9 protein-coding genes are annotated in these 12,854 nt (G+C 64.5%); 6 read left to right on the forward strand and 3 right to left on the reverse strand.

The genetic code is table 11. The annotated features are described in order from the left end of the window. Positions 1 to 8: 8 nt before the first annotated feature. Positions 9 to 1,349 (reverse strand): aspartate aminotransferase family protein, encoded by a 1,341-nt coding sequence (locus F9K07_RS27415; RefSeq protein WP_159596398.1) that lies wholly within the window; start codon positions 1,347 to 1,349, stop codon positions 9 to 11. A gap of 127 nt (positions 1,350 to 1,476) precedes the next feature. Between F9K07_RS27415 and purU the strand changes: the two genes are divergently transcribed. Both purU and F9K07_RS27425 read left to right on the forward strand, forming a co-directional pair. Then, a complete protein-coding gene (gene purU / locus F9K07_RS27420; protein WP_159596399.1) occupies positions 1,477 to 2,325 on the forward strand; it encodes a formyltetrahydrofolate deformylase in 849 nt (282 codons plus the stop codon). A 19-nt stretch (positions 2,326 to 2,344) separates the two neighbouring features. Further along, a complete protein-coding gene (locus F9K07_RS27425) occupies positions 2,345 to 3,211 on the forward strand; it encodes a LysR substrate-binding domain-containing protein (protein ID WP_159596400.1) in 867 nt (288 codons plus the stop codon). A gap of 7 nt (positions 3,212 to 3,218) precedes the next feature. Here the strand turns inward: F9K07_RS27425 and F9K07_RS27430 are convergent, their stop codons facing one another. After that, positions 3,219 to 3,641 (reverse strand): Hsp20/alpha crystallin family protein, encoded by a 423-nt coding sequence (locus tag F9K07_RS27430; protein ID WP_159596401.1) that lies wholly within the window; start codon positions 3,639 to 3,641, stop codon positions 3,219 to 3,221. Positions 3,642 to 3,846: 205 nt separating this feature from the next. Here F9K07_RS27430 and F9K07_RS27435 point away from each other — a divergent pair, with 205 nt between their 5' ends. From F9K07_RS27435 to F9K07_RS27445, 3 genes are read left to right on the forward strand one after another with little or no spacing between them, the layout of a single operon-like run. Then, complete coding sequence (locus F9K07_RS27435) at positions 3,847 to 5,349, forward strand: FAD-linked oxidase C-terminal domain-containing protein (protein ID WP_159596402.1); 1,503 nt, start codon at positions 3,847 to 3,849, stop codon at positions 5,347 to 5,349. Between the two features lie 52 nt (positions 5,350 to 5,401). Further along, a complete protein-coding gene (locus tag F9K07_RS27440; RefSeq protein WP_159596403.1) occupies positions 5,402 to 8,863 on the forward strand; it encodes a PAS domain-containing sensor histidine kinase in 3,462 nt (1,153 codons plus the stop codon). Beyond that, on the forward strand, positions 8,860 to 9,345 hold the full coding sequence (locus tag F9K07_RS27445) for a response regulator (protein ID WP_159596404.1): 486 nt from the start codon (positions 8,860 to 8,862) through the stop codon (positions 9,343 to 9,345). The genes F9K07_RS27440 and F9K07_RS27445 overlap by 4 nt, the downstream gene beginning before the upstream one ends. A 40-nt stretch (positions 9,346 to 9,385) precedes the next feature. On the opposite strand, the gene F9K07_RS27450 is transcribed toward F9K07_RS27445, so the two are convergent. After that, positions 9,386 to 9,643, reverse strand: coding sequence for an RNA-binding protein (locus F9K07_RS27450; RefSeq protein ID WP_236581631.1), 258 nt, complete (start codon positions 9,641 to 9,643; stop codon positions 9,386 to 9,388). A gap of 291 nt (positions 9,644 to 9,934) precedes the next feature. Here F9K07_RS27450 and F9K07_RS27455 point away from each other — a divergent pair, with 291 nt between their 5' ends. Then, the gene (locus tag F9K07_RS27455; protein ID WP_159596406.1) at positions 9,935 to 12,850 is read left to right on the forward strand and encodes a sensor domain-containing protein; all 2,916 of its coding nucleotides are present in this window, start codon (positions 9,935 to 9,937) and stop codon (positions 12,848 to 12,850) included. Positions 12,851 to 12,854: the final 4 nt, after the last annotated feature.

Raw genomic sequence — 12,854 nt, forward strand, 5'->3', positions numbered from 1 at the left:
GTTCGGCCTCAGCCCAGCCGCTGGATCGCGTCGGCCAGCGCGCCCACCAGGGTCTCGATCTGGGCCTTCTCCACGATGTAGGGCGGCGCAAGCACCAGGTTGTCGCCCGCGTTGCGCACCAACGCGCCATGGTGGAAGCAGTCCAGGAACACATCGAACGCGCGCTTGCCCGGCTGCCCCGCCAGCGGCGCCAACTCCACGGCCGCCGCCAGGCCATAGCTGCGGATACCGATCACATGGGGCAAGCCCTTGAGCGCGCTGTGCATCGCATCGCCCAGCACCTTGCCCATCTCGCCCGCGCGGGCAAACAGGTTTTCTTCGCGGAACAGGTCCAGCGTGGCGAGCGCGGCGGCGCAAGCCACCGGGTGACCCGAGTAGGTGTAGCCGTGGAAGAACTCGATCGCATGGTCCGGGGCGCTGCTGTGCGCGGCCATCATGCCGTCGTAGATGCGGTCGGTGCACACCACGCCACCCAGCGGGAACACGCCGTTGGTGACGGCCTTGGCGAAGGTCAGCATGTCGGGCTGCACGCCATAGTGGTCGGACGCGAAAGCCGTGCCCAGGCGGCCAAAGCCGGTGATGACTTCGTCAAAGATCAGCAGGATGCCATGCTTGTCGCAGATCTCGCGCAGGCGCTTGAGATAGCCCTGGGGCGGCACATACCAGCCCGCGCTGCCCGCCACGGGTTCGACGATCACCGCGGCCACGTTGCTCGGGTCGTGCAGCGGCAGGATGCGATTTTCCAGTTCCGCGGCCAAATCTTCGTCCCACACGGGTTCCGTGTTGTGCACGAAGGCGTGCTTCACCGGATCGTGGATGAAGCGCAGGTGGTCCACGCGCGGCAGCAGCGCCGCGCCGTACACCTTGCGGTTGGCCGGAATGCCGCCCACGCTCATGCCGCCAAAACCCACGCCGTGGTAACCCCGTTCGCGGCCGATGAAGATGTTGCGGTGCCCTTCGCCGCGCGCGCGGTGGTAGGCCAGCGCCACTTTCATCGCCGTGTCGGCGGCTTCGCTGCCGGAGTTGCAGAACAGCACCTTGTTGAGGTCCCCCGGCGCCATCGCCGCGATCCTCTCGGCCGCGCGGAACGCCTTGTCGTTGCTCACGCTGAACGCCGTGCTGTAGTCCAGCGTGTCGAGTTGCTGCTTGATCGCCTCATTGATCGGTCTGCGGTTGTGGCCCGCGCCCACGCACCACAGGCTGGAGATGCCATCGATCACCTGGCGCCCATCGTGCGTGGTGAAGTGCATGCCATCGGCCGCCACGAAAACCCTCGGATCCTTCTGAAAGCTGCGGTTCGGCGTGAATGGCAGCCATTGGTGGTCCATGCGTAGATCTTGGTAGGCCATGCGGGCGTCTCCTGCGACAAGGGAAAAAGGAAGCTCGAATTCTGACACTGCGACCCTGCACCGAGGGCGCCACTGCCAAGCGCAGCTCCAGGCCCACTGCGCTCCTTGCTGCGACAATGCGCACGCCATGCTCCATACCTACGTCCTCACCCTGTCCTGCCCGGACCGCCCGGGCATCGTGCATGCCGTCTCCGGCTTCCTGCTCGAACACGGCGGCAACATCGAAGAAGCCGCGCAGTACAACGACCACGCCACCGGCCTGTTCTTCATGCGCGTGCAATTCGCCTGCAGCCAACTCACCCAGGACAATCTGCGCACCCACCTGCGGACCTTTGCCGACCCGTTCGGCATGCAATGGAGCCTGCACGCGCTGGCCGAACCCATGCGCACCGTGATCTTCGTGAGCAAGGAAGGCCATTGCCTCAACGACCTGCTGTTCCGCTGGAAAAGTGGCCTGCTGCCACTGGACATCCGCGCCATCATCAGCAACCACCGCGACTTCTACCAACTGGCAGCGAGCTACAACGTGCCCTTCCACCACATCCCGGTGACGGCCGCGACCAAATCGCAGGCCGAGGCCAGGCAACTGGAGATCATCCGTGGAGAAACCGCGGAACTGGTGGTGCTGGCGCGCTACATGCAAGTGCTGAGCAACGACCTGTGCCGCGAACTCTCGGGCAAGGCGATCAACATCCACCACAGCTTTCTGCCCAGCTTCAAAGGCGCCAAGCCTTACTACCAGGCGCACGACCGTGGCGTGAAGCTCATTGGCGCCACCGCCCACTACGTGACGGCCGATCTGGACGAAGGCCCGATCATCGAGCAGGACGTGGCACGCGTGGACCACACCGACGCCGTGGAAGACCTGACCGCGCGTGGACGGGACACCGAGAGCCAGGTGCTGGCCCGGGCGGTGAAGTGGCACGGCGAACACCGCGTGCTGCTCAACGGACACAAGACGGTCGTGTTCAAGTGAGCGCCACCGCGAGCGCCGCATGACCATCCGCATTCCCCCGATCCAGTGCCTGTTGACCTTCGAGGCGCTGGCGCGGCTGCGCAGTGTCACGCAGACGGGGGACGAGCTCAACGTCACGCCCAGTGCGGTGAGCCATCGGGTCAGGCAACTCGAGCAGATCCTGGGTGTCAAGCTGTTCGGCCGTGCCGATTTTTCACTGACCATCGAAGGCAGCGAATACCTGGCGCACGTGCGCGAAGGCCTGGGCATCCTGCAACGCTTTCCGGGCGGCACCACCGCCCCTGGAAAACGCAAGCTCAGGCTGGCGGTCACGCCCACCTTCGCACGCTCGATCCTGATGCCGCGCCTGCGCCAGTTCACCGAGGCCTATCCCGAGATCGACCTCACCTTGCAGGTGTCGATCCCCTTGCTCGATGTGGTGGCCGAAGATGCCGATCTCACCGTGCGATTCGGGACGGGCCGCTACGCCGACGTCGAACACACCTGTCTGCTCAAGGACGAGGTGACACCGCTGGCATCCCCCGCCTACATCCGGGAGAACGGCCCGTTCGATGCACCGGAGGATCTGCAACGCGCGGCCCTGCTGCGCAGCCCGCTGGAGCCCTGGCGCACCTGGTTCGCGGCGCACGAACTCGACTGGCCAGAGCCCCAGGAAGGTTCGTCGTTCAACGACATCGGCCTGATGTGCGATGCCGCTGCTCAAGGCCTGGGCGTGGCTCTGGTACGCCTCAAGCTGGGCGCACCGTGGATCGAGAACGGCTCGCTCGAGCGCCTCTCGGAACGCAACATCCCATCACCCCACGCGCACTACCTGTGCTGGCAGGCGGGCGCGATGGAACGGTGGGAATGCGCGGCGTTCGCCGAGTGGCTCAAAAAGAGCGTTTAGGAGACGATCACTCGATCGTCAGGCGTTGTGCGGACGCGGCGGTCTTCTTGGGCAGCGTGAGCTGCAACACGCCGTTCTCGTATTTCGCCTTGGCGGCGCTGTTCTCGACGTCGACCGGCAGTTGGAAGCTGCGCGACACCGCGCCGTAGTAGCGCTCGCTGCGCAGCAGCTTGCCACCCTCGCTCTGGCTGTCCTGCTGCTTGATTTCGGCGCGCAGCGTCACCAGCTTGCCATCGACGTGGACCTGGATGTCGTCCTTGGACACACCGGGCACTTCGGCTTGCAGCGTATAGGCGTCTGGCGTCTCCTTCACGTCGACGCGGATCTGCGTGGGCAGGCCGTCGCCGTGCAAAGGCTTCACATAAAACGCGGGCGAAGCATCGTTGAAGAAGTCATCGAAAAAACCGCGGCGTGCAATGAGGCTGTTCATGAAAAAGCTCCTGATGAAGGTTGGATTCCAGGAACGCGACGCGCGTCCTGCGATGCACAAAACATGATGACGCCCCACTGGATTTCAAGAGCCGTTCGACCGCGCCCATGGCCGTGTTCACAAGACCCTGCAAGATTCTTCACACTACGCGCAGGCGTTTGGCCTAGACTGCCAAAGCCCTTGATTTCTCCGCGCACACCCCGACATGAACGCCCCCCCGAAACCCAACGAACACGCACCACTGCAGCGGGCCAGTCGGCAGGCCACCGTGGTGCACGCGCTGCAAGCCGTGGTGCCCAAGCACGCCCTGCTCTGGCACAGCGAAGACACCGTGCCCTACGAATGCGATGGCCTCACCGCCTACCGGGAGCGCCCGCTGGTGGTGGTGTTGCCCGAAACCGAAGAGGAGGTGGCCGCGGTGCTCAAGACCTGCCACGGCCTGAACGTGCCGGTGGTCGCGCGCGGCGCCGGCACCGGCCTGTCGGGCGGCGCCATGCCCCACGCACAGGGCGTCACGCTCTCGCTCGCGAAGTTCAACCGCATCGTGCGGGTGGACGCGCGCTCGCGCACAGCGGTGGTGCAAGCCGGCGTGCGCAACCTGGCGATCTCCGAAGCCGCAGCGCCGCTGGGCCTGTACTACGCGCCCGATCCGAGCAGCCAGATCGCCTGCACCATCGGCGGCAACGTGGCCGAGAACTCCGGCGGCGTGCACTGCCTCAAGTACGGCCTGACGCTGCACAACGTATTGGCGGTGCGTGGCTTCACCATCGAAGGCGAGCCTGTCACCTTCGGCGGCGACGCGCTCGACACCCCCGGCCTGGACCTGTTGCCGCTGGTGATCGGCAGCGAAGGCATGCTCGCCGTGGCCACCGAAGTCACCGTCAAGCTCGTGCCCAAACCCCAACTGGCGCGCTGCATCATGGCCAGCTTCGACGACATGCGCAAAGCCGGCGATGCAGTGGCCTCGGTCATCGCGGCCGGCATCATTCCGGCCGGGCTGGAGATGATGGACAAACCCATGACCGCGGCGGTGGAAGACTTCGTGCACGCGGGCTACGACCTGGATGCAGAAGCCATCCTGCTGTGCGAGAGCGACGGCACACCGGAAGAAGTGGCCGAAGAAATCGAACGCATGAGCGCGGTACTGCGCAACTGCGGCGCCACCGCGATCGCCGTCAGCCGAGACGAAGCCGAACGCCTGCGCTTCTGGAGCGGACGCAAGAACGCGTTTCCGGCAAGCGGGCGCATCAGCCCCGACTACATGTGCATGGATTCGACCATTCCGCGCAAGCGCCTGGCCGACATCCTGCTCGCCATCGCCGAGATGGAGAAGAAGTACGGCCTGCGCTGCGCCAATGTGTTCCACGCAGGCGATGGCAATCTGCATCCGCTCATCCTGTTCGACGCCAACGACCCCGACCAGTTGCGCCGCTGCGAGCAATTCGGCGCCGACATCCTGGAAACCAGCGTGGCCATGGGCGGCACGGTCACCGGCGAACACGGCGTGGGCGTGGAAAAGCTCAACAGCATGTGCGTGCAGTTTTCCACCGAAGAAAACACACAAATGTTTGGCTTGAAACGCGCGTTTGATACCAACGGGCTACTCAACCCGGGCAAGGTCATCCCGACCCTGCAACGTTGTGCTGAGTATGGTCGGATGCTGGTGCGCGCGGGGCGGATTTCTCACCCGGAGCTGCCCCGCTTCTGACTGTCAAATATCACGCCGTGCGCCGTATACCCTGGGGTAAAGTGGCGCACGCATGAGCACGACTTTCCCGCCGCCCAACCGGCGTTCCAGCGCCCAACGGCCCGAGAAGGCGGCCGAGGAACGCGAGCGCGCGCTCCTGCTGGAACTGGAGACGCTGCGCGCGGAAAACGAACACTTGCGCCGCAGCTACGCGCAGCAGCTCAGCGGCCAACGCCAGGACGAAGCGCGTGGCCAGGGCAACACACCCTCGCAGGCCGACCTTCCCCTGTCCCTGACGCTGGACACCGCGTCGCCGGCGGACGCACTGCAACTGGAATACGAAGCCCTGACAAGCGTCTTCCCGATCGGGATTTTTCGCACCGATTGCGCGGGCCTGCTGACGCACGTCAATGAGAAGTTGCAGAGTCTCTTTGCACTGTCGCGCAATGACTTCCCCAATTTCGGCTGGCTCAAGCGCGTCCACCCCGACGACCTGGAGCGCGTGCAGGAACGGTGGGCGCACGGCATTGCCACCGGTGAAAGCCTCAGTGTCGAATTCCGTCTGGTGCGCCCAGACAACGACATCGCCCATGTGCTGGTGCGCAACGCGGCATTGCGCGATGCCCATGGCGCCATCACCGGCCAGCTCGGCTTCATACAGGACATCACGCAGATGCGCACGCTCGAAGCCGACGCGCGCATCAAGGACGAGCTCAACCGGCAGATCGTGGCCAGCAGCCCCGACTGCATGAAAGTGCTGGATCTGCAGGGCCATGTGGTGCAGATGACGGCCCAGGGTTGCAGGCTGGTCGAAGTGGACGACTTCGAAGCGGTGCGCAACAGCGACTGGACCACCTGGTGGTCCGACGACGGCGCCACGCTGGCCCGTGAGGCACTGGAGAGCGCGCGCCAGGGCAAAGGTGCTCGCTTCGTCGCCTTTGGCACGACCTTCAAGGGCACGCCGAAATGGTGGGACACCATGGTCACCCCCATTGGCGATGTCCAAGGCCAGCCCGTGATGCTGCTGGCGGTGTCGCGCGACATCACGGCGTTGCACCGGCAACAGGAGGAAATCAACGCCGAGCTCGAGGCGCGGGTGCGCCAACGCACGGAAGAGCTTGCCGAGGCCAAGGAACGTGTGGCCCTGGCGTTGCGCGACGCGCAGATGCTCTACAACCAGGCACCCTGTGGCTACCACTCGCTCGATGCCCATGGCACGGTCGTGATGATGAACCGCACCGAGCTCGAATGGCTGGGCTACGAACGCGAAGACGTCGTCGGTCGCTTGCATTTTCGCGATGTCATGCTGCCCGAGCAGCTGGACATGGCCAGCGAGCGCCTGGCCCGCATGCGGCGAGGCGAGAAACTCGAGCCATCCGAAGTGACCCTGCGCCGGCGCGACGGAAGCACCTTCCTGGCCCTAGTGAGCAGCACCGCTGTGCAAGACAGCCAGGGTCGCTTCGTGCGCTCGAACAACATGGTAATCGACATCACGGCGCGCAAGGCCGCCGAGAACGCGTTGGCGGCGCAAGGCAACTTCCTGCAAGCCATCACCAACAGCGTACCGGCGCAACTCGCCTTCTTCGACCGAGACCTCGTCTGCAGGTTCGCCAATGCCAGCTACGCCCGCTGGTCCCGGGGCGATGCCCGCCAATTGATCGGCAAGCATCTGCGGGAGATCGCGCGCGCCGAAGACTTCGAGGCCTCCCGCGCAAAGCTCACGGCCGCCCTCGCTGGCGAGATACAGCGCTTCGAAGGCGAACGGGCCTTCCCCGACGGCCATGGCTTCTACGCCAGCATCGAATACACCCCCTATTGGGAAGCCGGCCAGGTGCAGGGCATCATCATCCAGATGCTCGACATCTCGGAGCGCAAGGCCTCCGAAGACCAGGTGCGCGAGGCCAACCTGCAGCTCAACGACGCCCTGCGCCATTCGCAGGCGCTCTACAACCAGGCGCCCTGCGGCTACCATTCCCTCGACATCACCGGCGCCGTCGTGTCCATGAACGACACCGAGCTGGAGTGGCTGGGCTACACGCGCGAAGAGGTGGTGGGCAAGCTGAACTTCCGCGCGTTCATGCTCCCGCATCAGGCCGATCTGCTCGACCGACGCTTGCAACAGGTCCAGAGCGACGACGCCCTTGAAGCGCAGGAATACACGTTGCGCCGCCGCGATGGCACCATCTTCCACGCGCTGCTGTCGTCGTCTGCCGTGCGCGACAGCGAAGGCCGCTTTCTGCTCAGCAACACGACCGTGGTCGACATCACGGAGCGCAAGCGGATCGAAGAACGCGTGGTGCATCTGAACGAAGAATTGGAAAACCGCATCAGCGAACGCTCCACCGAGCTGCTGGAAAGCGAGCAACGCTTCCGCCTGATGGTGGACAACCTGCGCGACTACTGCATCTTCTTCCTGGACTCCGACGGCATCATCACCCACTGGACCGACAGCGCCCAGCGCATGGACGGCTATTCGCCCGCCCAGATGACAGGCCGCCACTATGGCGTGCTGTTCGATCCTGCCAACCCGGAATACGGCGAGGTCAGCGCCAACCAGATGCTGCGCCTGGCCGCCTCGCGCGGACAGCACGAACTGCACAACTGGCACAGCCGCAAGGATGGCTCGCAGTACTGGTCCCACTCGGTGCTGATCGCACTGCGCGACGACAGCGGCGAACTCAAAGGCTTCGCCAAGATCAACCGCGACATGACCGACGCGAAGCGGCTCGACGATCTGATGCGCAACATCAACGACGAGCTGGAGAACCGCGTGGTGGAGCGCACCGAGCAGTTGCTGGCCGCCAACAAGGACCTGGAGTCCTTCTCCTACTCCGTCTCGCACGACCTGCGCTCACCCTTGCGCCACATTTCCAGCTTCGTCAGCCTGCTGGAGGAACATCTCGGGGGCAAGTGCGACGAGGTCAGCGCCCGGTACCTGAGCACCATTGGCAATTCCGCGCGGCACATGAGCCAGCTCATCGACGGACTGCTCGCGTTCTCTCGCCTGGGCCGCTCGGCCGTGAACCTGACCGCGGTGGACTTCACCTTGCTGGTGGACGCGGTCGCCAACCAGATCGGACACGACACCGAGGGCCGCGTCGTGGACTGGGTCATCGCGCCCGACCTGCCCGTCGTTCAAGGTGATGCGCTGCTGCTGCGCGAGGTGTGGGCCAATCTGTTGGGCAATGCCTACAAATACACCCGCCCGCGTGAAAGAACCCGCATCGAGGTGGGGTGGAGCCTGGACCCGATGGTGGGCTACACCTTCTTTGTCCGTGACAATGGCGTGGGTTTTGACACAAAATACGCGCAAAAACTGTTTGGTGTTTTTCAGCGTCTGCACCGGGCCTCGGAGTTCGAGGGCACCGGCATCGGCTTGGCACTCACGCGGCGCATCATTGAGCGGCACGGCGGCACCATCTGGGCTGAAAGTCAGCTTGGCGAAGGCAGTGTATTCTATTTTTCACTACCTTTTGAAAAGGCGTCCGGCTTCGAGCTCCCACACGACTCGATGCCTGCTGCCCTGGAACCATGAGCAAAACCGCCGACGCCATTCTCCTTGTTGAAGACAATCCGGACGATGCCGAATTGACCAAGCTGGCGCTGGCCCGCCATGGGCTGGACGGCAGGGTGACGCACGTGTCCGACGGCATGCAGGCGCTGGACTACCTGCACCGCCGCAACGGCTTCAGCAACCGCTCGGGCAGCAACCCCACGCTGGTGCTGCTGGACTTGAAAATGCCGTTGCTCGACGGCATTGGTGTGCTCAAGGAAATCAAAGGCTCGGACGCTCTGCACAACATTCCCGTGGTGGTGCTGACATCGTCCACCGAACCGAGCGACCTGCTGCGAGCCTACGACGCCGGCACCAATGCCTACATCGCCAAGCCCACCGAGTTCTCGCAGTTCCTCAGCGCCATGAAGCATGTGTGCGAGTTCTGGATCAACATCAACCAGACCTCGCCCCAATTGCCCAGCGCTGGCGTGCGCACCACGGACTTTGGCGATTTGATCTGACGGCGCTCGACGCCGCCGGGCTGCGTACCCACCGCGGGCGTCAGTAAATGTCGGAGTCCGCCCATTGCGACGACGGGCCGTCCTCGGCGGTCACGGGCACATTCAGGTTGAGCACGAAGACCACTTCACCGCCGAACCGCCCGACGCCCAAACTCTTCATGAGCTGGAGCTCCTGCTCCGGACGTTCCATGCGCAGAAAGCAGATCGCCTGTTTCGTGCCTTCGTGCATGGCCGTGAGAATGTCCAAACGTGTGATGCGGCCAAACTCGCTGCACAAGGTGTGCAGTGCGGACTTCAAACTGGAAACGTCGCTGTATTGTCTGAGTTCTGCGAGAGTGCTCACAATCAAACCCCTCAAAATTTCGATGCACGGTGCCGATATGGGAAACAGCAGTGCGCAGTGCTGCGGTTCGACAAGGGCGTATGTTAGAACACAAGCAACAAAGCCTAACATTTTTGTTACAAATACCTGCCCAAGCCACCCTTGCCGTGCAGAAATTCACGCGCTCTTGCGAACATAGTCCGCATACAAGCAATCTCCATGACAAAGCGCGCGGTGCCGAGCGCTGAACAAACCTCCCTCGACCCCATGCCCGATTCCGCCGTTGACCACCCAGATGCGCAAACCGCTCCCGTGCTGCAAGAGGAGCTGGGCCGCCTGGTGGAGATGGCAGCGTGCATGCAATCGACCGAAGGCGCCTTGCTGATCGATGCCTCGCGTTCACCCCCACAGGTGTTGAGCGCGCACGGCGTGCCCCCCGCAGCCCTCCCGGCGGTCCTGTCCGCCTGCGCGAACTGCCTGGCAGAGCCCGCGGCGCAGGCGTGGCTGCCCACATCCGGCGCCGATGCGCAGCCGTACCGGTATGGCCACTGGTTGCCGCTGCCGACCCACGGCGGCGCCACAGGCCTGGCGCTGTTGCTGCTCGACCGGTCGCCGCGCGCGCAGCCGGCGCCAGACGCCCCAGCGCAGCAGCTTCTGGCGCGCCATGCGTCGGAAGTGCTGGCGCTGGCGCGCCGCTGCGAGCATGCCGAACAGTACAACGCCAGCGTGCTGCGCGAGAGCGAAAGCCGCCTCAACCTGACCGAACACACGGCAGGCGCGGGCAGTTGGTCGCTGCAGCTGTCCACCCACGAGGTGGTCCACTCGGACGAGTTCGCCACCATCATGGGACTGAGCGACCACCACCGGGTCCGCAATCTCGAGGACATGGTGCAGCGCTACACCCCCGAATGGCGCAATGGCATCCGCCAGCGTCTGGAGCGCTGCGCGCAGCATGGCGAGGGGTTCGACGAAGAGATCCAGATCACGGTCGATGGCGGTCCCGCGAAGTGGGTGCGTACCGTGGGCAACGCGGTGCGGCGCGCCAACGGCGAGATCGCGCGCATCCAGGGCGCCATCCAGGACATCTCGGCGCAGAAGCAGGCGCAACAGGACACGCTGCGCCTGGCCATGCGCCTCACGACCACGCTGGCCAGCATCACCGAAGCGTTCGTCACGCTGGACCGGCAATGCTGCTTCACCTACCTCAACCAGGAAAGCGAGCGCCTGCTGCAGAAAACCACGGGCGATCTGCTGGGCATGGAGGTCTGGCAAGACTTCAGCCCGGCGTTGGCACAACGTCTCAGGGACCAGTTGACCAAGTCGCTCCACACCAACCGTCGCGTGGAGTTGGAAGACTATTTCCCGACACTGGGCAAATGGCTGGAGGTGCGGGCCTACCCCTTCGCCGAGGGCTTGGCGGTGTATTTCCGCGACGTGACCGAACGCCGCCGGTCGCAGGAACAGCTGATGCTGCTGGAGACCAGCGTCTCCCGCCTGAACGACATTGTGGCCATCGCCGAAACCGCCACCGGCAGCGAGCTGGAGCCGCGCATCGTGTTCGTCAACGATGCCTTCGAGCAGCACACCGGCTACAGCCGTGCCGAAGTACTGGGGCAGACGCCACGCATGCTGCTGGACCTGGACCCCACGATCACCAAGCTCAGCGAGTTGGGGCGCAGCCTGCAGCAGACGCGGCAGGCGCGCACCGAGCTGATGGTTCGGCGCAAGAACGGCGCGATGTTCTGGGTCGAACTCGAAGTGGTGTCGGTGCAGGCCACGGCCGAAGACATCACGCACTGGGTGGCGGTGGGCCGCGACATCACGCAGCGCAAGACGGCCGAGGACATGATCCGCCACCTGGCGTTCTACGATGCGCTGACCGACCTGCCCAACCGGCAACTGCTCCTGGACCGCCTGCAGCAGGCGCTGGCCGCGTGCGCGCGCTCGGGCCAATACGGCGCGCTGATGTTCATCGACCTCGACAACTTCAAGATCCTGAACGATTCGCTGGGCCACCACATGGGCGACCAGTTGCTGCAGAAGGTGGCCCAGCGGCTCACGCGCAGCGTGCGCAAGACCGACATGGTGGCGCGCCTGGGTGGCGACGAATTCGTGGTGATGGTCGATGACCTGAGCGCCGACCCCGACGCCGCTGCCTACAAAGCCAAGGCCCTGGGCGAAAAGGTGCTGCACACGCTGCGCGAACCTTTCCAGCTCACCGGCGGCCACCAGCACTTCGCCACACCCAGCATCGGTGTGACCTCGTTCAACGGTCAGCAGAGCGACGTGGGCGAGTTGCTCAAACAGGCCGACCTCGCGATGTACCAGGCCAAATCGCTGGGGCGCAACACCCTGTGTTTCTTCGATCCGGCCATGCAGGCTTCCGTGAGCGCCAATGCCACCGTGAGCTCGGAACTGCGGGTGGCGCTCAGCGCCAACCAGTTCGTCGTCTACTACCAACCTCAGGTGGACCGCGTGGGCGTGATCACCGGTGTGGAAGCCCTGGTGCGCTGGCAGCACCCCGAGCGCGGCCTGGTGTCCCCCGCCGACTTCATTCCCGTTGCCGAGGACACCGGCCTGATTCTGCCCCTGGGGCAATGGGTGCTCGAAACCGCCTGCAACCAGCTGGCGGCCTGGGCGGACAGCGCCCAGACGTCGAGCCTGAGCATCGCGGTGAACGTGAGCGTGCGCCAGTTCCGCCATCCCGACTTCGTCGACATGGTGGTCGACGCGATCAAGCACACCGGCATTCGCCCGCACAAGCTCAAGCTGGAGCTCACCGAGAGCCTGCTGGCCGACCGCATGGAAATCACCATCAACAAGATGGGCATGCTCAAGGCGCTGGGCGTCACGCTGTCGCTGGACGACTTTGGCGTCGGCTACTCGTCCCTGTCGGTGCTCAAGCGCCTGCCGCTGGACCAGCTCAAGATCGACAAGGGCTTCGTGGCCGATGTCTTGACCGACCCGAACGACGCGGCCATCTCGCGCGCCATCATCGCGTTGGCGCAAAGCCTGGGCTTGCAGGTGGTGGCCGAAGGCGTGGAAACCCAGGAGCAACGCGATTTTCTGGCCTATCAGGGCTGCGACCAGTTTCAGGGGCATCTCTTCGCCAAACCACTGCCCATCGAGGCGCTGGACGCGCTGCTGCACACCACCAGCTCGGGCATGATGATCCTGTCCTGAGCGG

Source organism: Hydrogenophaga sp. BPS33 (genome assembly GCF_009859475.1).
Classification (GTDB): domain Bacteria; phylum Pseudomonadota; class Gammaproteobacteria; order Burkholderiales; family Burkholderiaceae_C; genus Hydrogenophaga.

What these genes read in the sequence shown, in the direction of transcription:
- F9K07_RS27415 (WP_159596398.1), bottom strand. Translation starts at nt 1,349, where the DNA reads ATGGCCTACCAAGATCTACGCATGGACCACCAATGGCTGCCATTCACG.
- purU (WP_159596399.1), top strand. Translation starts at nt 1,477, where the DNA reads ATGCTCCATACCTACGTCCTCACCCTGTCCTGCCCGGACCGCCCGGGC.
- F9K07_RS27425 (WP_159596400.1), top strand. Translation starts at nt 2,345, where the DNA reads ATGACCATCCGCATTCCCCCGATCCAGTGCCTGTTGACCTTCGAGGCG.
- F9K07_RS27430 (WP_159596401.1), bottom strand. Translation starts at nt 3,641, where the DNA reads ATGAACAGCCTCATTGCACGCCGCGGTTTTTTCGATGACTTCTTCAAC.
- F9K07_RS27435 (WP_159596402.1), top strand. Translation starts at nt 3,847, where the DNA reads ATGAACGCCCCCCCGAAACCCAACGAACACGCACCACTGCAGCGGGCC.
- F9K07_RS27440 (WP_159596403.1), top strand. Translation starts at nt 5,402, where the DNA reads ATGAGCACGACTTTCCCGCCGCCCAACCGGCGTTCCAGCGCCCAACGG.
- F9K07_RS27445 (WP_159596404.1), top strand. Translation starts at nt 8,860, where the DNA reads ATGAGCAAAACCGCCGACGCCATTCTCCTTGTTGAAGACAATCCGGAC.
- F9K07_RS27455 (WP_159596406.1), top strand. Translation starts at nt 9,935, where the DNA reads ATGCCCGATTCCGCCGTTGACCACCCAGATGCGCAAACCGCTCCCGTG.